The 21,483-nt window shown below is 60.6% G+C and carries 23 protein-coding genes; 9 read left to right on the top strand and 14 right to left on the bottom strand.

Annotated elements, in window-relative coordinates; all coding sequences use genetic code 11:
- Positions 1-13 precede the first annotated feature (13 nt).
- Positions 14-604, bottom strand: a complete 591-nt coding sequence (locus PYR65_RS05315) for a GNAT family N-acetyltransferase (protein ID WP_060639282.1) — start codon at positions 602-604, stop codon at positions 14-16.
- A gap of 101 nt (positions 605-705) precedes the next feature.
- Complete coding sequence (odc2, locus tag PYR65_RS05310) at positions 706-1,839, bottom strand: ornithine/lysine decarboxylase (RefSeq protein ID WP_276120201.1); 1,134 nt, start codon at positions 1,837-1,839, stop codon at positions 706-708.
- Positions 1,840-2,551: 712 nt separating this feature from the next.
- Between odc2 and PYR65_RS05305 the strand changes: the two genes are divergently transcribed.
- The 3 genes from PYR65_RS05305 (at position 2,552) to PYR65_RS05295 (ending at position 5,218) form a co-directional block, all read left to right on the top strand.
- Positions 2,552-3,451 carry a LysR family transcriptional regulator gene (locus PYR65_RS05305; protein ID WP_276120200.1) on the top strand — a complete coding sequence of 300 codons (900 nt, stop codon included), beginning with the start codon at positions 2,552-2,554 and terminating at the stop codon, positions 3,449-3,451.
- Between the two features lie 100 nt (positions 3,452-3,551).
- A complete protein-coding gene (locus tag PYR65_RS05300) occupies positions 3,552-4,193 on the top strand; it encodes a DUF1007 family protein (protein WP_060639279.1) in 642 nt (213 codons plus the stop codon).
- Entirely contained in the window at positions 4,187-5,218 is a 1,032-nt protein-coding gene (locus PYR65_RS05295) for a nickel/cobalt transporter (protein WP_276120199.1), read from the top strand. Before PYR65_RS05300 ends, PYR65_RS05295 begins: the two co-directional genes overlap by 7 nt.
- A gap of 3 nt (positions 5,219-5,221) precedes the next feature.
- On the opposite strand, the gene PYR65_RS05290 is transcribed toward PYR65_RS05295, so the two are convergent.
- From PYR65_RS05290 to PYR65_RS05275, 4 genes are all read right to left on the bottom strand, one after another.
- Positions 5,222-5,437, bottom strand: a complete 216-nt coding sequence (locus tag PYR65_RS05290; RefSeq protein ID WP_276120198.1) for a hypothetical protein — start codon at positions 5,435-5,437, stop codon at positions 5,222-5,224.
- Complete coding sequence (locus tag PYR65_RS05285; RefSeq protein WP_276120197.1) at positions 5,434-6,126, bottom strand: GNAT family N-acetyltransferase; 693 nt, start codon at positions 6,124-6,126, stop codon at positions 5,434-5,436. Before PYR65_RS05285 ends, PYR65_RS05290 begins: the two co-directional genes overlap by 4 nt.
- Before the next feature lie 134 nt (positions 6,127-6,260).
- Entirely contained in the window at positions 6,261-7,040 is a 780-nt protein-coding gene (locus PYR65_RS05280; protein ID WP_276120196.1) for a tellurite resistance TerB family protein, read from the bottom strand.
- 266 nt (positions 7,041-7,306) lie between these two features.
- Positions 7,307-7,945: a 2-dehydro-3-deoxy-phosphogluconate aldolase gene (locus tag PYR65_RS05275; RefSeq protein ID WP_276120195.1), complete on the bottom strand. Its 639-nt coding sequence runs from the start codon at positions 7,943-7,945 to the stop codon at positions 7,307-7,309.
- A 231-nt stretch (positions 7,946-8,176) separates the two neighbouring features.
- Here PYR65_RS05275 and PYR65_RS05270 point away from each other — a divergent pair, with 231 nt between their 5' ends.
- The 5 genes from PYR65_RS05270 (at position 8,177) to trhO (ending at position 11,750) form a co-directional block, all read left to right on the top strand.
- Positions 8,177-8,674, top strand: coding sequence for a CYTH domain-containing protein (locus tag PYR65_RS05270; RefSeq protein ID WP_276120194.1), 498 nt, complete (start codon positions 8,177-8,179; stop codon positions 8,672-8,674).
- Positions 8,649-9,554 carry a CHAD domain-containing protein gene (locus PYR65_RS05265; protein WP_276120193.1) on the top strand — a complete coding sequence of 302 codons (906 nt, stop codon included), beginning with the start codon at positions 8,649-8,651 and terminating at the stop codon, positions 9,552-9,554. The genes PYR65_RS05270 and PYR65_RS05265 overlap by 26 nt, the downstream gene beginning before the upstream one ends.
- Positions 9,555-9,604: 50 nt before the next feature.
- Complete coding sequence (locus tag PYR65_RS05260) at positions 9,605-10,297, top strand: helix-turn-helix transcriptional regulator (RefSeq protein ID WP_276120192.1); 693 nt, start codon at positions 9,605-9,607, stop codon at positions 10,295-10,297.
- 67 nt (positions 10,298-10,364) lie between these two features.
- Positions 10,365-10,724: a VOC family protein gene (locus PYR65_RS05255; protein ID WP_060639269.1), complete on the top strand. Its 360-nt coding sequence runs from the start codon at positions 10,365-10,367 to the stop codon at positions 10,722-10,724.
- Between the two features lie 81 nt (positions 10,725-10,805).
- Positions 10,806-11,750 (top strand): oxygen-dependent tRNA uridine(34) hydroxylase TrhO, encoded by a 945-nt coding sequence (gene trhO, locus PYR65_RS05250; protein WP_276120191.1) that lies wholly within the window; start codon positions 10,806-10,808, stop codon positions 11,748-11,750.
- 43 nt (positions 11,751-11,793) lie between these two features.
- Here the strand turns inward: trhO and PYR65_RS05245 are convergent, their stop codons facing one another.
- From PYR65_RS05245 to PYR65_RS05210, 8 genes are all read right to left on the bottom strand, one after another.
- A complete protein-coding gene (locus PYR65_RS05245; protein ID WP_276120190.1) occupies positions 11,794-13,167 on the bottom strand; it encodes a GH1 family beta-glucosidase in 1,374 nt (457 codons plus the stop codon).
- Between the two features lie 118 nt (positions 13,168-13,285).
- Positions 13,286-13,585 carry a type II toxin-antitoxin system RelE/ParE family toxin gene (locus PYR65_RS05240; protein ID WP_276120189.1) on the bottom strand — a complete coding sequence of 100 codons (300 nt, stop codon included), beginning with the start codon at positions 13,583-13,585 and terminating at the stop codon, positions 13,286-13,288.
- Positions 13,582-13,845 carry a type II toxin-antitoxin system ParD family antitoxin gene (locus PYR65_RS05235; protein ID WP_060639266.1) on the bottom strand — a complete coding sequence of 88 codons (264 nt, stop codon included), beginning with the start codon at positions 13,843-13,845 and terminating at the stop codon, positions 13,582-13,584. The genes PYR65_RS05240 and PYR65_RS05235 overlap by 4 nt, the downstream gene beginning before the upstream one ends.
- A gap of 84 nt (positions 13,846-13,929) precedes the next feature.
- A complete protein-coding gene (locus tag PYR65_RS05230; RefSeq protein ID WP_276120188.1) occupies positions 13,930-15,111 on the bottom strand; it encodes a Gfo/Idh/MocA family protein in 1,182 nt (393 codons plus the stop codon).
- A gap of 163 nt (positions 15,112-15,274) precedes the next feature.
- The gene (locus PYR65_RS05225) at positions 15,275-16,327 is read right to left on the bottom strand and encodes a sugar phosphate isomerase/epimerase family protein (RefSeq protein ID WP_060639264.1); all 1,053 of its coding nucleotides are present in this window, start codon (positions 16,325-16,327) and stop codon (positions 15,275-15,277) included.
- A 271-nt stretch (positions 16,328-16,598) separates the two neighbouring features.
- Positions 16,599-17,552 (bottom strand): substrate-binding domain-containing protein, encoded by a 954-nt coding sequence (locus tag PYR65_RS05220; protein WP_276120187.1) that lies wholly within the window; start codon positions 17,550-17,552, stop codon positions 16,599-16,601.
- 68 nt (positions 17,553-17,620) lie between these two features.
- Positions 17,621-18,649: an ABC transporter permease gene (locus tag PYR65_RS05215; RefSeq protein WP_060639262.1), complete on the bottom strand. Its 1,029-nt coding sequence runs from the start codon at positions 18,647-18,649 to the stop codon at positions 17,621-17,623.
- Positions 18,650-18,695: 46 nt separating this feature from the next.
- Complete coding sequence (locus tag PYR65_RS05210; protein WP_276120186.1) at positions 18,696-20,228, bottom strand: sugar ABC transporter ATP-binding protein; 1,533 nt, start codon at positions 20,226-20,228, stop codon at positions 18,696-18,698.
- Between the two features lie 166 nt (positions 20,229-20,394).
- Here PYR65_RS05210 and PYR65_RS05205 point away from each other — a divergent pair, with 166 nt between their 5' ends.
- Complete coding sequence (locus tag PYR65_RS05205) at positions 20,395-21,426, top strand: LacI family DNA-binding transcriptional regulator (RefSeq protein WP_060639260.1); 1,032 nt, start codon at positions 20,395-20,397, stop codon at positions 21,424-21,426.
- Positions 21,427-21,483 lie beyond the last annotated feature (57 nt).

Here is a 21,483-nt window from a genome sequence, read left to right as displayed (position 1 = left end):
TGCTGTGGCCATTTCAAGCTGCGCGGCGAAGGCGCGGCATGGCGAGCTTGCGGCCGCTGGCGACCAGCATGCCGGCCGCACCGTCCAGCCAGCCGTCTTTCAGCTCGATGGCCAGAAACCGGTTGCGCTCGAACGGGCCAGGCATGACCAGATGCTGTGCCTTGGCGGCAAAAAAGCCGAAACGCTCGTAATAGGGTGCGTCGCCAACCAAAAGGATGGCGCCGTGACCACGGCTCTTGGCTTCGCCGATCGCCGCCCGCATCAGGGCGCCGCCGATACCCTTGCCCTCATGGGCGGCATCGACCGCCAGGGGGCCGAGCAGCAGCGCGTCAACGGGCGTGCCGTCGCGGCTGACGCCGGCTTCGACGTTCCACAGGCGCACGGTGCCGATGACATGGCCATCCGGATCGCGGGCGACCAGAGCCAGGCCTTCGGCCGGCACACGGCCGCGGCGCAGCGTCTCGGACGACTTGCGGCGGCGGTTCGGGCCCATGGCCTGGTCAAGCAGATTTTCGCGCGCGACAACGTCGCCCGGATTTTCAGCGTCGATGGTGAAGGCATTCTGCGCAAAGAAGGCGCGGACAGAATCAAGAACAGCGGCCATCTTGGCCTCCCGTACTCAAAACCGATTCAAACGGTATCGAAAACAAATTGTGAATTCGCTGCTCCGATTTGACCCGGAGCAGACTGTTTAGCTGACGCCAATCAGATGACGTAGGACTTCAGCGGATCGAAACCGTTAAAAGCCACGGCCGAATAGGTCGTCGTGTAGGCGCCCGTGCCCTCGATCAGAACTTCGTCGCCGATCGAAAGCGTGATCGGCAGCGGATACATGTTCTTCTCGTACATCACGTCAGCCGAATCGCAGGTCGGACCGGCCAGCACGCAAGGCTCCATCTCGTCGGCATCATGGATGGTGCGGATCGGGTAACGGATCGCTTCATCCATGGTTTCGGCGAGACCGCCGAACTTGCCGATGTCGAGGAACACCCAGCGGTGGTTGTCATTGTCCGACTTCTTCGAGATCAGGACGACTTCCGCCTTGATCACGCCGGCATTGCCGACCATGCCGCGGCCCGGCTCGATGATGGTTTCCGGGATGTTGTTGCCGAAGTGCTTGCGCAGCGACGAAAAGATCGCCTTGCCATAGGCTTCCGCCGAAGGCACGTCGCGCAGGTACTTGGTCGGAAAACCACCGCCCATATTGACCATCTTCAGCTGGATGCCCTGCTTGGCAAGCTGCACGAAAACGCGCTTGGCATCGGCGAGTGCCGAATCCCAGGCATCGACCTTGGTCATCTGCGAGCCGACATGGAATGAGACGCCGTGCGAGACGAGGCCCAGCTGATGCGCATAGACGAGAACGTCGACAGCCATCTGCGGGACGCAGCCGAACTTGCGCGACAAGGGCCATTCGGCACCTTCGCCATCGGTGAGGACGCGGCAGAACACGCGGGCGCCGGGAGCGGCACGGGAAATCTTTTCGACTTCCTCATGGCTATCGACAGCAAACAGCGAAACGCCGAGCGCATGCGCCTTGGCAATGTCGCGTTCCTTCTTGATCGTGTTGCCGAAGGAGATGCGCGAAGCGGTCGCACCGGCATCGAGCGCCATCTCGATTTCGGCGACGCCCGCGCAATCGAAGTTGGAGCCCAGGGAGGCGAGCAGACGCAGGATTTCCGGCGACGGGTTTGCCTTGACGGCATAGTAGATCGAGCTATCCGGCAGAGCGTGACGGAAAGCCTTGAAATTGTCGCGCACGACATCGAGGTCAACCACAAGGCAAGGACCTTCGGGACGTCGGGTGTTCAGGAAATCGATGATACGTGCAGTCGTCATGGTTCTATCCTCAATCAGATACGCTCCACAAAGATGTGGAGGACAAAGGACATACGCGAACATGCCCTGGAACCAGCCGGTGGAGACCCCGGAACCAGACATGCGCACGATGCGCGAATGATGGAACAACGCCCCGCCAAGAGCTTTGATCCGCTTTGTCTGCCATTGATTGGAAGGATGACCCTACCGCACTTCCGGCAATGAAGGTGTGCCTCTTCAGTAACCCCCGCTGATGGAAAGCAGGGAGAGAACAAAAAGGCCCGCACCGTCGTTGCTTCAGATGTCCTCGCATTTTCCGGTTGGCCGGAGGAGCGACTGGAGGGGTTAATTCCAGGTACCTTACCGATTTCCTCACCAAATTCGAGGGTCGGCGGACACCCATGGGCACGTGCGACTTTGGGCTGAAGCGGAGATAAGAAAAAACCTTGTCGTAATCAAGACTTTTTTCAAATTGGCCGATGATTTTTTCTGCGCAGCGCCAACTGTTAATATGTTCAGATTTGCTGAACAATCCGGGCGAACCCGTCGCGAAAACCAACGCCTTGTTTTAAGATCGTTTTTGGAAAAGCCGCACCGGCTTTCTGCAGAACGCGAAACGTTAACGGCTGCAACGGTCCTTCGCCTTTGCGCAACGCCGGTCTATCGTCGCGACGGCCGAGAAAAGCGAATCAGGAACAGGGCGGCAGCCCAAACAGGCAGGAACAGCAGCCCGATGGATACACTGACCCGCATTCGCGCCTTCATCGACGTCGTCGATGCCGAGGGGTTTTCCGCAGCCGCCCGGCGTGTTGGCCGCTCGAAGGCGCTTCTGTCGAAATATGTGCGCGAGCTTGAGGACGAACTTGGCGCCCTTCTGCTCAACCGCACGACCCGGCAGTTTTCGCTCACCGAGGCCGGTCATACCTATTACCGTACGGCGTCGGAAATCCTGAAAGAGATCGACAACCTCGCCGACCTGGTTCGCGCCAGCAATTCCGACCTCAAGGGCCGCCTGCGCATTTCAGCACCCCGCACCTTCGTCGATGCGGAAATCGGCCAGTCGCTGATCGATTTCGGCAAGGCGCATCCGGAACTGTCGCTGGAAATCATCTCCGACGACCGTTTCGTCGATCTGGTCGAAGAAGGGTTCGACGTGGCAATCCGGATCACCAAGCTGGAGGATTCGACGCTGATTGCCCGCAAGCTTGATGATTTTCAGGTTCTCTACTGCGCGACACCGGCATTCCTTGAAGAGTTTGGACCCATCAACCACCCGTCCGAACTGTCGCGGCACGCCTGCATCATCGACACCAACGGCCGCTCCTACAGCAACTGGCGCTTTACCGAGCCCGATGGCACCGGGTTCAGTGTGCCGGTTGGCGGCCCGATCGAGGTCAACAGCCCGCTTGCCGCCGTACGCGCGGCGGAATCCGGCATGGGCATTGCCAGCGTTCCCGATTTCATCGCCCGGCCGAAGGTCACCGCCGGCACATTGGTCTCCATGTTCGAAGACTATATCCCGAAGGATCGCGGCATCTACGCGATCTACCCGCACCGGCGCTATCTGCCGACCAAGGTGCGCACCTTCGTTGATTTCCTGCACCAGTGGTTTCGCAAGAATGCGGAAAATTGACGCGGTCCCATTGGGCGAAAAGTCCCAATTCCGTCCCATTTGACATACATTGCTCGCGTATTGGCGTTGCGCCCGAAACAGCCAAAGGAATCATGATAGAATGAAGCGATTGCCCCTGATCCTGACGGCAGCGGCCGTATTTGCGCCTGGTGCCGCACTCGCGCATCCGCATATCTTCGCCGAGGCCCGCCTGGAGATTGTCGCCGACGGGACGAACCAGATCACCGAATTGCGCAATGTCTGGCGCTTCGACGAGCTGTTTTCCGCCAGCGTCGTGATGGATTTCGACAAGAATTCCAATGCGCAGCTCGATCCCGACGAATTGCAGGAGGTCGGCCAGACCGTGCTCGATTCCCTGCAGGAATACAATTATTACACGACCATCACCGACAATGGCAAAACCATCAAGGTCAACAAGCCCAACGAAATCACTGCGGATTACAAGGACGGCCAGCTGCTTTTGATGTTCGCCGTCAAGCCTGCCGAGCCGATCCCGCTCAAGGGCAATATGTCGTTCGGCGTCTATGACCCCACAATGTATACGGCGATGGATTTTCCGACGGACAGCGATCTCGTTGCGGTCGGCGACCAGCTGAACGCCTGCGAGCACAAGGTGGTACGCCCCGATCCGGACGAAGTGCTTGCCCAGAACCAGGCCAGCCTGACCGACGCCTTCTTCAACGACCCGACCGGAACCGACATGTCGAAGATGTTTGCCACACGAATCGAGTTCAAATGCTGATGGGGCGCGGTCCTGCCCGCCTGATCGGCCTCGCGCTGATTGTCACGGCCGCCGGTATCAGCGTCGCCCATGCGCAGTCGCCACTCGGCATCGGCACCGCAGAGCCATCCTTCAACACCAGCGGTATCTTCGGCGGCTTTTTCGCCTGGATCAACGTGGAGCAGCAACGCTTCTACCACACGCTGACCGAAGCGATCAAAGCGATGCGCGACGACCCGTGGCATCTCTGGTCGCTGATCGGGCTATCCTTTGCCTATGGCGTGTTCCATGCCGCAGGCCCCGGCCACGGCAAGGCGGTCATCTCCTCCTACATGATCGCCAACGAGACCGAGCTGAAGCGAGGCGTGCTCCTGTCGTTCCTGTCATCGATGATGCAGGGCGGCGTCGCCATCCTGCTGGTGGGTGCCGCCTATCTCGTCCTGCGCGGTTCCTCGATCTCGATGACCCAGGCGACGCATTTTCTGGAAGTGGCGAGCTACGCGCTGATCGCGGCCTTCGGCGGCTGGCTGCTGTTTCGCAAACTGCGCGGCATGCGGGCGCGGCGCCTGGCGCCGGCCGTTGCACACGACCACGGACACGCGCATAGCCACGCACATCATAACCACGATCATTCCCACGGCCACAGCCATAGCCACGCTCACGGCGAGGTCTGCGACACCTGCGGCCACGCGCATGCACCTGATCCCTCGATGCTGAAAGGCGACCGGTTTGCGCTGCGTGAAGCCTGGTCGGCGATCATTGCCGTGGGGTTGCGGCCCTGTTCCGGAGCGCTGATCGTGCTGAGTTTCGCACTGCTGAACGGGCTCTATCTGGGTGGCGTGCTCTCGGTCTTTGCCATGTCGATCGGCACGGCCATCACCGTCTCGGTGCTGGCGACGCTCGCGGTTACCGCCAAGGACCTCGCCGTGCGCTACGCATCCAGCGGCTCATCGGCCATGCGCATCAGCAATGGCATAGAAATTTCCGGCGCGTTGCTGGTGCTGACGCTCGGCATCGTCCTGCTTGGCGCTTCGCTGCAGGGCTGACCTTTATAGCCCGCGGCCACGCTGGTAGCGGGCCCGCAGCCAGAAGATCAGGAAGAAGGCGAGCACGAACAGCGCGCCGAAGGCCGCCGCAAGCCAAGGTGAATAGGTACCGATCCAGAGCATGATATTCGGCAGGATGAAGAAGCCCGCGCCGACGACAAGCAGGATCACTGCCGCTGCGATTGCCGGCGAACGGTCCTTCTTTTCCGGGATGGTCATGCGGTCTCCTTTTGCGAAAGCTCGGTGCGGATATCTTCCAGCTTGCGCTTCTGCGTGCCATCACCGGCAAAATTCTCCGGCGAAAGCCAGGCTTCGAAAGCCGCATTCAGCACAGGCCATTCGCCGTCAATGATCGAGAACCATGCGGTATCGCGATTGGCGCGCTTGGACAACATGTGCTGGCGGAAAACGCCTTCGAAGCTGAAGCCGAGACGGTTGGCCGTCTTCTTGCTGGCTTCGTTGCGGTTGTCGCATTTCCACTCGTAACGCCGGTAGCCAAGCTCCTCGAAGACGTGCTTGGCCATCAGATAGTGCACCTCGGTGGACAGAGGTGAGCGGGCCATCGAGAAGGAATGGGCGACACCGCCGACCTCGACCACGCCATTGGCCGGATCCGGCCGCATGTAATTAGCCAGGCCCACCACATCGCCCGTAGCCTTGTCGTAGAACACCTCCGTGACCCAGCCGCCCTTTTGCACGCCCGTCAGCCAGGCATCGAAATCCTCGATGCTGCGAAAGTCGTCCTGCGCAAAATATTGCAGCCGCGCATTGATCTCCAGGCCGCCGAAAGCCTGCCAGAGCGCCTCTAGATGCGCGGAGCGATCATAGGGCACGATCCGGACATACCGGCCTTCGAGAGTCACCGGCTTCGGTGCCGGACAGCCAGTCCAATTGGTCAAATCACGCATCTGCACACTCCCCGAGTGACCACACCATCAGCCCTAAGACCGGCACGTCTTACCGCGCCGGTCTGTATAAAGGCTTTGACGCTGGCATAGGACAGCTCAGGCATCCGCACAAATGCAAAGTGATGATGGATTGATCACCAAGGCGACTTGATCGGCGGTTGGCCGGTCTGCGGCACCGAGGTTTGCGGCGGGTTTGCCTGAGCCTCGATCACCGGGGTCTTGGCCGAAGAGACCGTCGCCTCGATATGATCGACCAGCGCGTCGGCAAGACCGAGGCGTCCGGCGAGCTGATCGAGATAACCGCGCTCGGCACGGCTGTCGGCATCGATGGCCAGACGGGAGGCAGTATAGAGCTCGACGCGCTCTTCCTCGCTCACGGCGGCAGCGACGATGGCGTCGAGATCGACGGGCTTGCTGAGCTCTTCATGCAGGAACTGTTCGGCTTCCGAATCAAGGCCGGAGATCTTGACCTTGTCCATGATGCGGGCGCGCTCGGTATCATCGATATGGCCATCGGCACGCGCAGCGGCGATCATGGCGCGCACGAGCACCAGAACGAAATCGTTGCGGAGAACCGCAGGCTCCGTGCTGAAACCGGAATCGGCAGGTGGCGGCAGAAGTTCTGGCTGCGCCTGCGCTTGCGGCTGCACCACCGGCTCCTTGCCGGCCTGGTAATTCTTGTAGGCCTGATAACCGAGGCCGGCGATGGCAGCCAGACCACCGAGCTTCAGGGCAGAACCCGCGACCTGGCGGCCGGTACCCGTGCCGAGCAGGACAGCGGCGATGGCGCCAGCGGCCAGCGGATTGTCCTTGGCCATCTGCGTCGCCTGTCCAGCGCGATCACGCACCGAGCCACCGGCGCCGGGGATCTGAGAACCCAAAAACTGATCCAGCAATTTCTTTGCGTCAAACATTCGGTCCACTCCCTTGAGGCCGGTTTCGGTCGGATAGAGACATAGGAATGCAACGGGAGGAATACAAATGAAAGACACAAGCAAATGTGCCGCAGTCACGGAATGCGCGACTTCAGATCAAACCAGCGATGGTTCTGCAGTGACTTAAATCGGCCCAAAAAGATCGCATTCCACCCCGCTTTCACGCAGGGTGGAAAGAATGCTGCAGACCGTCACAGGGCCATTGTGCATGGAGGAGACTTCCGCCCGTGCAGCTGCTGAAGAGGTCAGCCTCTCAGTGCAAACGCCTCTGCGGCCAGCTTGGTGATGCCGGCCCAGTCGCCCTTGGCAACCAGTTCCTTCGGCGCGACCCAGGACCCGCCGACGCAGACGACGTTGGGCAGCGACAGGTAATCCCTGGCATTCGACAGCGAGATCCCGCCAGTCGGGCAAAACAGCGTGCCGGCAAGCGGCGACGACAGCGACTTCAGATAGGCAGCGCCGCCGGCCTGTTCGGCCGGGAAGAACTTCATCACCTTGTAGCCTTCTTCGCGCAGGCCCATCACTTCGCTGGCGGTTGCGGCACCCGGCAGCAGCGGGATGTCGGAATCATTGGCGGCATCGATCAGTTCCTGCGTCGTGCCGGGGCTGACGATGAACTGCGAGCCTGCCTCGACGGCTGCCTCGTATTGGGCTGCGTTGAGGATGGTTCCGGCACCGGCAACGGCGCCTTCCACTTCGTTGGCAACCGCGCGGATGGCTTCCAGAGCGGCCGTCGTGCGCAGAGTAATCTCGATCGCCTTCAAGCCACCGGCAACCAGCGCACGCGCCAAGGGCACGGCAGTCGCCACGTCATCGATGATCAGCACCGGAACGACCGGCTGCAATTTCAGGACGGAAAGAAGTCTATCGGTTTTCTCGCTCATGCCGGACAGCCCTTTTAAAACGATTGAAGTGAGGTTCGAATACTCTTCCCATCCGCCTTTGTCGATACCAAACGGGACCGGCCGAACCTATTTGGACATGGTGACGCAGGCCTGACAGCGCCACCGGACCACCGGCCCGTACAGGAAAAAACGGCATGAATTGCTCGCTTGTCGAAAGGACACAATCCTGTAGTCTGGGCGCGATTGAAAGCAAAAATGGCAGGCTTATCAATGGCCAAGGAAATTGAACGCAAGTTTCTGGTGGCGTCCGGCAGCTGGCGGGAGGACGCAGACGGCGGCACGCGTTTTCGGCAGGCCTATATCGTCACCATGGATGACCGGTCCGCCCGCGTACGGCTGATGGATGACCAGCGGGCGAAACTGACGATCAAGATCGGCAGCGGCGCGATGACCCGCGACGAATTCGAATACGAGATCCCCGTGGACGACGCCCGTGACATGATGTCGAAAGCCATCGGCCTCATCATCGAAAAGACCCGCTACAAGGTGCATCATCACGGCTTTGTCTGGGAGGTCGATGTCTACGCCGGCGCCCACGAGGGCCTTGTGGTCGCCGAAGTCGAGCTCGGCGCTGAAGGCGACACGCCGGCCCTGCCCAACTGGCTGGGTGCCGAGGTGACGGGGGACCCGCACTATTCCAACCAGTATCTCTCAACCAGCCCATTGGTATCCAAGGCAGATCATGAGCTATCGTATTCGCCCTTCTGAACATTTCACGGCTGAATTCAAGGCTGTCGGCACCGGGCAACTGACGCTGGCCATTGCCGCCTTGACCGAGCGCCCGCAGGGGCTGGCCGCCGCGATCCACGATGCCCGCAAGAAATTCAAGCGGCTGCGCTCGCTTTACCGCCTTGCCGCCGCCGATATCCCGGCCTTCCGGCGTTCGGAAAATACGCGCATCCGCGATATGGCACGGACGCTCTCGACCTCCCGCGATGCCACCGCACTCGTCGAAGTCAGCCGGTACCTGCTGGACCACGCCGAAAACAACGAGGAGCGCGCGGCCCTCAAACGGATCGGCAAGGTTCTGGCCGCCCGGCGCGACGCGCAGGCGGCAGAGGAAAATCCGCTCGAAGACACCGTGGCAGCGGCGATCGCCACCTGCGGCCGGGCGCTGGAGGCATTATCGCGCATCACGTTTCAGGATGGCGGCAAAAAGGGCGCAAAACGCATCGCCAAGGGGTGGCGCAAGGCACTGGAAAAGGCAGCGGCGGCGCGAAAGGCCTGCGCCGATAGGACGGACGCGCATCTGTTTCACGAGTTGCGGAAGCGCAGCCAGGACTACCGCTTCTACCTCAATATGCTGCAACGCCTCTGGCCCTCGGCCATGCATGCAAAGCGGGCCGAAGTCACCAGGGTCGTCGATCTGCTCGGCCATCACAATGATCTTGCGCTGCTTGCTTCACTCGTCGATGAACAACCGCATCTTCTGGGCAAGAGCGAAGACGTCGCCTATCTCCTCTCCGCCGTTATCACCCGCCAGAAAATCCTGCGGGAGGAAGCCCTGACGGTCGCGGCTTCAGCTTTCCGCGACGACCCAAAAGCAGAAGGCCGCGCGATCAGGCTTCTGTGGCAGGACGCGGTCTGACGCGGCGTTCCCGGCATTGATACTGCCAATCCCTGTCAGTATGATCGGGCATGTCCCGCTCCACCCGTCTTCTCGATCTGATCCAGCTTTTGCGCACCTACCGCCGTCCGGTGAGCGGCAGCGCGCTCGCGCAGCGCATGGGCATCAGCATCCGCACGCTCTACCGCGATATCGCCACCCTGCAGGCGCAGGGCGCCGACATTCAGGGCGCACCCGGCTTCGGCTACGTGCTCAAACCCGGTTTCCTGATGCCGCCGATGATGCTCAGCGAAGAGGAAATCGAGGCTTTGGTGCTCGGCGCGCGCTGGGTGGCGGCGCGGGCCGACGACGAACTGAAGGATGCGGCGCAGAACGCCCTGGCCAAGATTGCCGCCGTGCTGCCTGCCGATCTGCGCCACGAACTGGAGACGAATTCGCTGCTCGTCTACAACACGCGCGAACTGAAGATCGGCACCATCGATTTCCCCGCCATTCGCGAAGCCATCCGGCTGGGCATGAAGATCGACATCGACTATGCCGACGTCAACGGCCAGCCGACCACGCGGCGCATCTGGCCCTTTGCCCTGGCATATCTCGAGGAAACTCGCGTGCTGGCGGCCTGGTGCGAATTGCGCAATGATTTCCGTCATTTCCGCACCGACCGTTTCAGCACGATGACCGTGACCGGCATCCGCATTCCGCGCCGGCGCGACCTGCTTCTGGCGGAATGGCGCCGCGCCCATAATGTCACCCACGATATGTGATCCTGCTGCCATAAATTGACAGCATGCCGGAATAAACAGTCTCCGAACCCAACCAGAGGAGACTGCCATGAAAACCGATTTTGTTCTGCCTGTCGAAAGCCCGGCCGAGAGCGCCGTTTTCTACATGGCGATGTTTGGTGCGCTGCCGCTAGAACTGTCGCCGAGCTACGCAGTCGTCCTCATGAACGATGCCCTGAGACTGGGCCTCGCGCGCAAGAACAAGCAACCGGCCGCCGTGAACGCCAACGATGCCGAACTGCCGATTTTCGTTGCAGGGCGTGAAGGTGTCGATGCCCTTCATGACGAGTGGCGCAGGAAAGGCGTAACGATTGTGCAGGAACCGGCCGCATCCGACAGTGACTATACGTTCACCTGCACCGATCCGGACGGCCACCGCCTGCGGGTCTTTACGCCGCAAGCCGCCTGATCCGCCTGATCCGCCTGATCGTCCCGCGACCGGCCGCACACCCGATTGCGTGCGCGGCCGGAAAGCTGTATTTCACGCCGCATGACAGACATGCTTCAAACCCCTCGCCCGTTGGACAGCGGCCAGTTTCTGGTGGCGGCACTTTATCATTTCGCTGCGTTCGCGCGTTTCGCCGATTTTCGCGAACCGCTGCAGGCGGTCTGCGATGATAACGGCGTCAAGGGCACATTGCTGCTTGCGCAGGAGGGCATCAACGGCACGATCGCAGGACCCGAGGAGGGCATCCGGACCGTGCTCGCCTTCCTGCGCGCCCAGCCGGAATTCGTGGGTCTCGAGCACAAGGAAAGCTGGGCATCGTCCATGCCATTCCTGCGTATGAAAGCGCGGCTGAAGAAGGAAATCGTCACCATGGGCGTCGAGAATATCGACCCCAACAAGATCGTCGGCACCTATGTGGCGCCGAAGGACTGGAACGCCCTGATCTCCGATCCGGACACATTGGTGATCGATACCCGCAACGATTACGAGACAGCCATCGGCATGTTTCGCGGCGCTGTTGATCCCAACACCAAGAGTTTTCGCGAATTCCCCGATTGGGTAAAGAACAATGCCGATCTGGCCGCCAAGCCGAAGATCGCCATGTATTGCACCGGCGGCATCCGCTGCGAGAAGGCGACCGCCTTCATGAAGGAGCAAGGCTTTGACGAGGTCTACCACCTGAAGGGCGGCATCCTGAAATATCTCGAGGACATGCCGGAAGAAGAAAGCCTCTGGGACGGCGCCTGCTTCGTCTTCGACGACCGCGTCTCGGTCACGCATGGCCTGAAGGAAGGCGAGCACACGCTCTGCCACGCCTGCCGCCAGCCGCTGACGCCACAGGACCTTCTGTCACCCCATCACGAGCATGGCGTCACCTGCATCCACTGCTATGACAGCCGCACGGAAGAAGACCGCCAGCGCTACCGCCAGCGGCAGCGCCAGATGGACCTGGCAAAGAAGCGCGGCGAGCGGCATCTGGGAAGCTGAATAGGCGCAGGGCCGGAAGTTATGGCGCCCCATGTGAAGGCCGTCACCCGGCCTTATGGTTGCCCTTCGGAAACTGCCCGGCCAGTTCCTTGTACCAGTGACCGCTTTTCTTGATGGTGCGCACCTGGCTGTCGTAATCGACATGAACAATGCCGAAGCGCATCTTGTAGCCCTCCGCCCATTCGAAATTGTCCATCAGGCTCCAGGCGAAGTAACCCTTCATCGGATAGCCTTCCTTGATCAGATCGGCCGTGACGGCCAGATGAGCGGCGATGTAGTCGAGGCGCGGCTGGTCATCGACCACGCCGTTTTCGACGCACATATTGTAGGCGGCACCATTTTCGGTGATGTAGCAGTCCGGCAAAGTGTAGCGGTCGTTGACCGTGCGGATGAGATCACCGAGCGCCTGCGGAAAGGTCTCCCAGCCGATATCGGTCTTGATGTCGCTGACCGGCCTGGCACTGACCGTTGCCGGAAATTCGGCGCTCGCATCCGGATCATCGGACACGCGCATCGGCGTATAATAGTTGACGCCCCACCAGTCGGTCTTCTGGCTGATCGTCGCCATGTCGCCATCCTCGATGGCGGGCATGCGCTCACCGAGCGCCGAGAGAAAGCTTTCAGGATATGCACCTTTGAAGATCGGCCTGAAGAATACGCCATTGTGGAAATCGAAGGCGCGCTCGGCAGCCGCCTTGTCCTCAGCGCTGTCGCTGCAGGGATAGACCTGCATCGGGTTGATGACGATGCCGACCGGCAGGTCCGGCTTCAGGTCGCGAATGGTGGAAACGCCAAGGCCGTGGGCGAGATTGGTAAAATGCAGCGCATGCAGTGCCGCATCCATGTTGCGCTCGCCAGGCGCGTGGATTCCGTAGAGATGGCTGAGCCAGACCGAGCACCACGGCTCGTTGAAGGTCGCCACCGCATCCAGCCGGTCGCCCAGCCGTTCAATGACGGTCTTTGCATAACGCTGGTAGGCATAGGCGGTCGTGCGCGCTGTCCAGCCTCCATCGCCCATCAGCGCCAAAGGCAGGTCCCAATGGTAGAGCGTGGCAAAGGCCTTGATGCCACGGGCTTTCAGCCCATCGACGAGACGGTCGTAGAAATCCAGCCCCTTTTCGTTGACCGGCCCGGTGCCCTCCGGGATGATGCGCGGCCAGGCGATCGAGAAACGATAGGCCTCGACACCGAGGTTCTTGATCAGATCGAGGTCTTCGTCCAGCCGGTTATAATGATCGCAGGCGATATCGCCATTATGGCCGTGATAGACCCGGCCCGGCATGTTGGAAAACGCATCCCAGATCGACGGCTTGCGGCCGTCGGCCTTGGTCGCACCTTCGATCTGGAAGGAGGCGGTCGCAACGCCGAAAATGAAATCGCCGGGAAAGCGATCTGCCAGGGCTTTGGGATCGATCATGAAATGCTCCGCGTAGGCACCATTAACTGCAACGTTGCAGTAAAAACCGTTTGCGAAAAAGTCAACCTCGAACCCGGTTAAGGGTTGCAGGTTCGCCCCCCCGGCAAGGATGGGGTATTCAGGCTTTGGGAAAAAGAATGGCTTCATAATCCTGAACACCGTTCAGAATGTGCAGGACGTCTACCCTGTCCTCATTGACTGAGTAAAAAATCAGGTAGCCCCGATAGGGACGCCGTCTGACACCTGCCTCAGCATAACGCGGCACGAGAGGAAACGCCTGGGGAGATTGCGCCAGCCGTTCGCAACGATCAATCAGCTCCCGAACAAAGGTTGCGGCCCGGCGCGGATTGCCGTAAGAAATATAATCGGCGATTTGCTCAAGGTCCGCCTCGGCAGCGGCGGTGAAAACGACGATCACGAATCGCTGTCTTTCGCCTCGCCCTCATATTTGGCCAGCAGGCGCTCAAGCACATCCTTGGCGGGTTTCACCCGGCCAGCTTTCACATCGGCAAGCCCTTGAGCGATCGACTGGTCGAGTGCCGCCAGTCTTTTCTCGCGATCCTCGATCAGACGGACGCCTTCCCGCAGCACCTCGCTGCGCGAATTGTAGCGCCCGTTTTTCACCAGATCGGTCACATAGTCTTCCAGATGTTGCCCGAGATTTGCGCTGCTCGCCATGCTAGTTCCTGTGTGTCCGCTGGCACAAGACAATAACAGTTAGCATAGCAGCATGCGCAAACCGGATAAAGACCGCGAAGACGCCTAAACCTTGATCCAGGCGCCATTCCGCTTCGACGACTGCACGCAGGCATCGACGAACACCATACCCTTCATGCCGTCATCGATTGTCGGATAGGTGACGGCCGGATCGACGGCCTCGCCTTTACGCTTGGCAAAGATGGCGCGGGCGGCCTCCGTGTAGATATTGGCAAAACCTTCGAGATAGCCTTCCGGATGGCCTGACGGGATGCGGGAGACGCGGGCGGCGGCAGGGCCGGAGCCGGCGCCGTTGCGGGTGATCAGGCGCTTGGGTTCGCCGAACGGCGTGTACCAGAGATAGTTCGGGTCCTTCTGCGTCCATTCGAGGCCACCCTTGGTGCCATAGACGCGGACCATCAGGCCGTTCTCGTGGCCGGGCGCAACCTGGCTGCACCAGAGCATGCCCTTGGCCCGCTGGCCGTTCTTTGCCTTGAAGCGCATCATCACATGGGCATTGTCGTCCAAAGCCCGGCCTTCGACGAAACTGTCGAGATCGGCAGCAAGCTCTTCCAGTTCGAGACCGGAAACGAAGGCTCCGAGATTATAGGCATGTGTGCCGATATCGCCGGTGGAACCACCCGCACCGGACTTTGCCGGATCGGTGCGCCATGCGGCCTGTTTCTGGCCGGATTGTTCAATATTCTCCGTCAGCCAATCCTGCGGATATTCCATCTGCACGAGGCGGACGGCGCCAATATCACCATTCTCGATCATCTCACGGGCCTGGCGGACCATCGGATAGCCGGTGTAATTATGCGTCAGCACAAACAGCGCATCGCTCTCGTCGGCCAGCTTCTTCAGCTTCCTTGCGTCCGACAGCGTCGAGGTCAAAGGCTTGTCGCAGATCACATGGATACCGCGCTTCAAGAACTCGCGGGCCGCCTCGTAATGCACATGGTTCGGCGTGACGATGGCCACCGCCTCGATGCCGTTTTTCAGCTTGGCCTCGCGGATCGCCATTTCCTTGAAGTCGGAATAGCTGCGCTGCGGATCAAGACCGAGTTCGGCACCTGAGGCTTTCGCCTTGTCCGGCGTCGATGACAGGGCGCCGGCCACCAGTTCGAACTGATCATCCAGCCGCGCGGCCATGCGGTGAACAGCGCCGATAAACGCACCCGAACCGCCGCCGACCATGCCGAGACGGATCTCCTTTTCGCGAACCTCAGTGGTTCCTTCGATTGCCATGATGTTCTCCCTTGAATCTTTAAGTTTGCGGAGACGTCCACCTCCCCCTTGAGGGGGGAGGTCGCAGCGAAGCTGCGGGTGGGGGTGACGCTTTGGATCTCGCGGAAATCACCCCACCCCGGCGCTGCGCGCCGACCCTCCCCCTCAAGGGGAGGGTAGAAAATCAAAGCCCCAGCATCCGCCGGTTGGCCGCATCGTCCGTGCCGCTGTCGGCGAAATCGTCGAAGGCTTTTTCGGTGACGCGGATGATGTGGTGCTTGACGAATTCCGCACCTTCGCGCGCGCCGTCTTCCGGATGTTTCAGCGCGCATTCCCATTCGACCACGGCCCAGCCGTCGAAATCATTCGCCGTCAGTTTCGAGAACACCGCGCCGAAATCGACCTGGCCATCGCCCGGCGAGCGGAAGCGCCCGGCCCGGTTGACCCAGCCTTGGTAACCGCCATAGACGCCCTGGCGCCCGGTCGGATTGAACTCGGCATCCTTGACGTGGAACATCTTGATGCGCTCGTGATAGATGTCGATATTGTCGAGATAATCCAGGCACTGAAGAATGTAATGCGAGGGATCGTAGAGCATGTTGGCGCGCGGATGGTTGCCGACACGCTCGAGGAACATCTCGAAGGTGACGCCATCATGCAGGTCTTCGCCCGGATGGATCTCATAGGCGATATCAACGCCGCAATCTTCGGCATGGTCAAGGATCGGTTTCCAGCGGCGGGCCAGTTCGTCAAAAGCGGTTTCCACCAGCCCGGCCGGACGCTGCGGCCATGGATACATGAACGGCCAGGCCAGCGCGCCGGAAAAGGTCGCATGCGCCTTGATGCCGAGATGCTTCGACGCCGTCAGCGCCAACTTGACCTGCTCGACCGCCCATTCCTGCCGCGCCTTCGGATTGCCGCGCACTTCGGGTGCGGCAAAACCATCGAAGGCTTCGTCATAGACCGGATTGACCGCAACCAGCTGACCCTGAAGATGGGTCGAAAGCTCGGTCACCTCGATACCGTTCTCGCGCGCCTTGCCGGCAAATTCGTCGCAATAATCTTTGGAGGTGGCTGCCTTTTTCAGGTCGATCAGCTGGCTCGCCCAGGTCGGAACCTGCACGCCGATATAGCCGCAATCGGCAGCCCATTTGGTGATCGAATCCCATGAATTGAAGGGAGCGGCATCGCCGGCGAATTGTCCGAGGAAGAGCGCGGGGCCCTTGATGGTCTTCATGTCAGATTCCTCCCTGATTATCGACCGTAAACGTTTTCGAAGTGTGTCAACACGCCGTTCATCGAGGGCAAGACGCCTCTTGCCGATAACGGCCAACTGGTGGGACAGCCGCAATTCCAGTGCGCCGGAACCTAATCACGGACGCCGCATGGCGGCAAGAGGTACGTGCCGCAAAACTGAAACCACAGAACTGAAACCAAAGAATTGCGCAGCCTGATCCCATAAAAATGGGCGCCCGTTTTCGCGGGCGCCCGGCAGCTTGCAGAACCGATCAGAATGGTGAATCGGGGAAGTAGAAGTCCTTGGCATTGTCCTTGGTCACGAGCGTCGCATCGATCGTGTAGACGCCGCGAACCGGAACCTGACCGTAGAAATTCGCAACGGTCATTTCGAGTGCGGTACCAACCATTGCCGGCGGATAGAGCACATCGACCGGGATCATCTTGTCGCCGTCCATGACCTTCTTGATCATGTCCTTGGAACCGGCACCGGCCACGACATACTGGATGTCGGTGCGCTTGGCCTGATCGATGGCCTGCAGTACGCCGACAGCCATGTCGTCGTCCTGGCACCATACGACGTCGATCTTCGGGTACTTTGTCAGGTAGTCCTGCATGACCTTGAAGGCATCGTCGCGGTTCCAGTTGCCGAACTGGCGGTCGAGAACCTTGACATTGGAGCCTTCGATACCCTTGTCGAAGCCGTCCTGGCGCTGCTGGTCGATCGGGATCGGCAGGCCGCGGATGATGACGACTTCAGCGTCCGGGGTCGTTGCCTTGATATATTCGCCGGCCGTCTGGCCAAGCGCCGGATTGTTGCCGGCCACATAGAGGTCGCGCACAGTGTTGTCGTTGACCGACGGTGCGCGGTCGACGATGGCGACGAACGTGCCCTTGCTCTTGACTTCCTTGATGGCGTTGACCAGCGGATCCGGATCGGATGGCAGGATGACCAGCGCGTCGATACCCTGGGTTTCAAGGTCCTGAACGGCATTGGCCTGGCTTGCCGGATCCGGCGAGGTCTTGACGATGACGTTGAGGCCCGGATGGCTTGCCATCAGAAGCTTGGCGACACGCTCGGCATGGAACACCACGCCGGAGGTCCAGCCATGGTCGGCGGCCGGGATCGAAACGCCGATCGTGACCTTCTTTTCTTCCTGTGCATGGGCCACGCCGGTCAGCGCCATCACGGCGACGGCTGCAGCGCCCAATAATCCCTTACGCATGTTTCTCTCTCCCTAGTGATGCGGGTCTTGCAGTCTTTGAGACCGGGCGACCCCCTGAACCCGGCAGTTTACGATTTCCGAACCAGCGAGCGCTGGACGAGCATCGCAACAATGATGATCGTGCCCTGGATGGCGCCGATCAGATATTCGCTGATGAAATTGGACAGCAGCATGATATTGCCGACCAGTTCCAGGATGAAGGCACCGCAGATCGTGCCCCAGACCCGACCGGCGCCGCCCTTTAGCGCGGTACCGCCGACGACGACGGCCGTGATGGCCTGGAGTTCCCACAGAATGCCTGTCGTGGCCGAGGTCGAGCCGAGGCGCGGCACATAGAGCAGGACCGCAATCGCCACGCAAAGCCCCTGGATCACGAAGGCGATGGTGCGAACCCGGTTGACCGGAATGCCGGAATAGCGGGCCACATCGGCGTTCGAGCCGACGGCAACCACATGGCGGCCGTAGCGGGTGCGGTAGAGAATGAACGCCGCAACACAGGTCACCGCCAGGATCACCGCGATCGGCACCGGCACACCCAGAATGGAGCCGAAATAGGCGGGCCGGTAGATCTCCTGCAGCGCCGGGTCCTTCAGCGTGATCGCCCCGCCCTGCGACAGCCAGGTGGTGAGGCCGCGATAGATACCCATCGTGCCGAGCGTCGCGATAAACGGCTCGATGCGTCCGACCGTTGTAATCAACCCATTGGCAAGGCCGCAGAGCGATCCGGCAACGACGGCAAAGAGCACGGCTGCCGTCAGCATCAGGGCCGGGTCGGCGATAACGCCGGAATTCATGAACAGGATCATCAGGCTGGCGACGAAGGCGACCATGGCCCCGACCGACAGATCAAGATCGCCGGATGAAATGACAAAAGTGGCGCCGATCGCGATGATGGCGATGAAGGCGCTGCGGGTCGCGACATTGGCGAGGTTGTTCAACCCGATGAAATTCGGATTGACGAGCGCGCCGAGGATGAGAAGCAAGATCAAGGCGGCAAAGGGCGCGACGGCCCGAAGGTCAATATCCCGCCAGTTCCGGCGCCGCACGTCCCGGGTTTCCTCATTCACGCTCGTGTCCACTCCAACCTCCCGTCCCATTATCCCTGGGGTTTGTATTTCAGCGCGCCGCTTGCGCATCAAAAGTTCAGGCTGCGGCCTTTTTCTTCAATCCGGCCGCATAGCGCATGATCTCCTGTTCGGAGATTTCATCGCCTTCCAGCATGCCGACGATCCGCCCTTCCCGCATCACCGCAACGCGGGTGCAAAGGCCGATGACCTCGGGCATTTCCGAGGAGACGACGATGATGGAACGGCCGTCGCGCGCCAGCGCCGAGATGAAATGATAGATCTGCTGTTTGGTGCCGACATCGATGCCGCGGGTGGGCTCGTCGATGATGATGATCTCGGGCTCGGTTTCCATCACCTTGGCGAGCAGCAGCTTCTGCTGGTTGCCGCCCGACATGCGTCCGGCCACGACATTGCCGTCACGCACCCTGATATCGAAGCGGCGGCGCGCACGCTCCAGCGCCTGCGCCTCGCTGGCGGGGCTGAGGTAACCCAGCTTGCCGTGGTTTTCGAGCGACTGCAGCGTCAGATTGGCAGTCATGCGCGAATTGAGCAGCAGGCCCTTCGACTTGCGGTCCTTGGTCATATAGGCAAGCCCGCGCCGGTTGGCGGCATGCACATCGCCTGACGGAACCGTCTCGCCGCGAATAATCACCTCTCCCGACGCGCGCGACCTCAAACCCGCAATCGCCTCCATCAGCTCCGTGCGGCCGGAGCCGATCATCCCGGAAAAGCCGAGGATTTCGCCCTTGCGAACCTCGAAAGTCGCGTCCTTCACATAACCGGTCGAGAGCGCATCGACGCTCAGCACGACCTCCTCATCAACATCGGGTTCGCGCTTGGCCGGATAAAGCTTGGAAAGCTCGCGACCAACCATCAGCTGGGCAATCGATTCGCCGTCGAGGATCGATGTCGGCGAGGTCTTGATCCATTGGCCGTCACGCAGCACGGTGACGCGGTCGGTCAGCTCCATGACCTCGTCAAGCTTGTGCGACACGAAGACAAAGCTGGTGCCCTGGTCGCGCAGCTTGCGCACCTGCTTGAACAGGAAATTGGTTTCATCGCGGGACAGAACTGCAGTCGGCTCGTCCATGAAGACGACACGGGCATCGCGGCTGATTGCCTTGGCGATCTCGACCATCTGCTTGTCGGCGATCGACAGCGAACTGATCATCGCGTTTTCGTCCACATGCGACCCGAGCAGATCGAGAACACGGCGCGTTTCAGCCCGCATGAACTTGCGGTCGAGCACGCCGAAACGCGTGACTTCGCGGCCGAGAAACAGGCTCTCGGTGACGGTCAGATGCTCTGCAAGATTGAATTCCTGGTGAATGATGACGATGCCAAGCGCTTCAGCCGCACCGTTCGGCGGCAGCTTGACCGGCTGTCCATCGAGGATGATTTCGCCGGATGTCGGCTGCTCGAAACCGGAAAGGATCTTGACGAGCGTGGACTTGCCGGCCCCATTTTCCCCCATCAGGGCATGAATTTCGCCGGCACGCAGATCGAAATCGACGCTGAACAGGACCTGCACGCCGTTAAACGACTTGCTGATGCGCCGTGCAGATAGCACGACCGCGCCGTCACTGGCGCCGCTGGTCTGCGAACTCATGAATTCCTCCCTGCGGCTCCCATCCGCTTAAAAGCTATGTAAACCTTTACATTGACCATGTAAAGGTTTACATCAGGGCATAACTGAGAAATTCTTCGAGCAGGCTTTGACCTCCGGGTAAGTCTGTGTAGTGTCCCGCCGAGACTAAAATCCAAGGCAGAGCGCAGTGTCGAATTCCACGCCGGCAACCATTGAAGACGTCGCCCGGATCGCGGAAGTGTCGATCGCAACGGTGTCGCGCGCCATCCATATGCCGGAAAAGGTTGCCAATTCGACGCGGTTGAAAGTCAGTCAAGCGATCGCCATTACCGGCTACACGACCAATGCCATGGCGCGCAGCCTCAGGCTCGGCCGTTCCAACATGATTCTCGTCGTGGCGCCGGATATCGGCGACCCGAATTTCTCCAATATTCTCGTCGGCCTGGAAAACGAGGCGCGCTCGCATGGATACGGCGTGCTGATCGGCCATACGCAAAATGACGCCCAGCGCGGGCTGGAATATCTGAAATTCCTCAATTCGAACCAGGCTGCCGGGCTGATCCTGTTTACCGGCATCCTGCCCTTCGGCCACCAGTCGATGACGGCGAGGCTGCCGCCCAGCGTCGGCGTGTTCGAGCCGGTTTTCAATGGCGGCATTCCCTATGTCGGCGTCGATGATACCGAGGGTGCCCGCAAGGTGATCGATCTGCTGATCGCCGAAGGCCATCGCAAGATCGCCTTCATCGGTGATTCCCGCACCCGGCTTGCCTATAGCCGCCGCCGGATCGGTTATGAAGCGGGACTTGACGCAGCCAATGTCAGCGCCGATCAGCGCATTGTCTTTGAAGGCGACGGCACGATCGAAAGCGGCCGGCTGGCGGTCGAGCAGCTGTTCATGCGTGACACGCTGCCGACGGCCTTCATGTGCGTCAACGACCAGACGGCGATCGGCGTGATGATCGGGCTTGGCGCGCGCGGCTATGATATCCCGCGCGATTTTTCCGTGACCGGCTTTGACGATGTGCCGCAGGCAAGCTTCATGTCGCCGGCACTGACCACGATCCGCCAGCCGCGAACGGCGATCGGCAAACACGCGATGGCGCTGTTGCTGGAACTTCTGTCCGACGGCCAGCCGCCGGAAACCGAAATCCTGCTGCGGCCCGACCTCGTCGTGCGCAACTCGGTTGCGGCCCCTTCCCCGAAATGGACGAAGCGCTGAGCCTTGCGGCCTGACGCTCCATGGCTGAAATCCGTGAGAGCCTCGTACGATCAACAA

Source organism: Pararhizobium qamdonense (assembly GCF_029277445.1).
In the GTDB taxonomy this organism is placed as follows: Bacteria; Pseudomonadota; Alphaproteobacteria; order Rhizobiales; family Rhizobiaceae; genus Pararhizobium; species Pararhizobium qamdonense.
This window is presented reverse-complemented; position numbering and strand designations above follow the sequence as displayed.

Bases quoted from the DNA above. Each gene is read 5' to 3' on its own strand.
- PYR65_RS05315 (WP_060639282.1), bottom strand. From the start codon at position 604: ATGGCCGCTGTTCTTGATTCTGTCCGCGCCTTCTTTGCGCAGAATGCC.
- odc2 (WP_276120201.1), bottom strand. From the start codon at position 1,839: ATGACGACTGCACGTATCATCGATTTCCTGAACACCCGACGTCCCGAA.
- PYR65_RS05305 (WP_276120200.1), top strand. From the start codon at position 2,552: ATGGATACACTGACCCGCATTCGCGCCTTCATCGACGTCGTCGATGCC.
- PYR65_RS05300 (WP_060639279.1), top strand. From the start codon at position 3,552: ATGAAGCGATTGCCCCTGATCCTGACGGCAGCGGCCGTATTTGCGCCT.
- PYR65_RS05295 (WP_276120199.1), top strand. From the start codon at position 4,187: ATGCTGATGGGGCGCGGTCCTGCCCGCCTGATCGGCCTCGCGCTGATT.
- PYR65_RS05290 (WP_276120198.1), bottom strand. From the start codon at position 5,437: ATGACCATCCCGGAAAAGAAGGACCGTTCGCCGGCAATCGCAGCGGCA.
- PYR65_RS05285 (WP_276120197.1), bottom strand. From the start codon at position 6,126: ATGCGTGATTTGACCAATTGGACTGGCTGTCCGGCACCGAAGCCGGTG.
- PYR65_RS05280 (WP_276120196.1), bottom strand. From the start codon at position 7,040: ATGTTTGACGCAAAGAAATTGCTGGATCAGTTTTTGGGTTCTCAGATC.
- PYR65_RS05275 (WP_276120195.1), bottom strand. From the start codon at position 7,945: ATGAGCGAGAAAACCGATAGACTTCTTTCCGTCCTGAAATTGCAGCCG.
- PYR65_RS05270 (WP_276120194.1), top strand. From the start codon at position 8,177: ATGGCCAAGGAAATTGAACGCAAGTTTCTGGTGGCGTCCGGCAGCTGG.
- PYR65_RS05265 (WP_276120193.1), top strand. From the start codon at position 8,649: ATGAGCTATCGTATTCGCCCTTCTGAACATTTCACGGCTGAATTCAAG.
- PYR65_RS05260 (WP_276120192.1), top strand. From the start codon at position 9,605: ATGTCCCGCTCCACCCGTCTTCTCGATCTGATCCAGCTTTTGCGCACC.
- PYR65_RS05255 (WP_060639269.1), top strand. From the start codon at position 10,365: ATGAAAACCGATTTTGTTCTGCCTGTCGAAAGCCCGGCCGAGAGCGCC.
- trhO (WP_276120191.1), top strand. From the start codon at position 10,806: ATGACAGACATGCTTCAAACCCCTCGCCCGTTGGACAGCGGCCAGTTT.
- PYR65_RS05245 (WP_276120190.1), bottom strand. From the start codon at position 13,167: ATGATCGATCCCAAAGCCCTGGCAGATCGCTTTCCCGGCGATTTCATT.
- PYR65_RS05235 (WP_060639266.1), bottom strand. From the start codon at position 13,845: ATGGCGAGCAGCGCAAATCTCGGGCAACATCTGGAAGACTATGTGACC.
- PYR65_RS05230 (WP_276120188.1), bottom strand. From the start codon at position 15,111: ATGGCAATCGAAGGAACCACTGAGGTTCGCGAAAAGGAGATCCGTCTC.
- PYR65_RS05225 (WP_060639264.1), bottom strand. From the start codon at position 16,327: ATGAAGACCATCAAGGGCCCCGCGCTCTTCCTCGGACAATTCGCCGGC.
- PYR65_RS05220 (WP_276120187.1), bottom strand. From the start codon at position 17,552: ATGCGTAAGGGATTATTGGGCGCTGCAGCCGTCGCCGTGATGGCGCTG.
- PYR65_RS05215 (WP_060639262.1), bottom strand. From the start codon at position 18,649: ATGGGACGGGAGGTTGGAGTGGACACGAGCGTGAATGAGGAAACCCGG.
- PYR65_RS05210 (WP_276120186.1), bottom strand. From the start codon at position 20,228: ATGAGTTCGCAGACCAGCGGCGCCAGTGACGGCGCGGTCGTGCTATCT.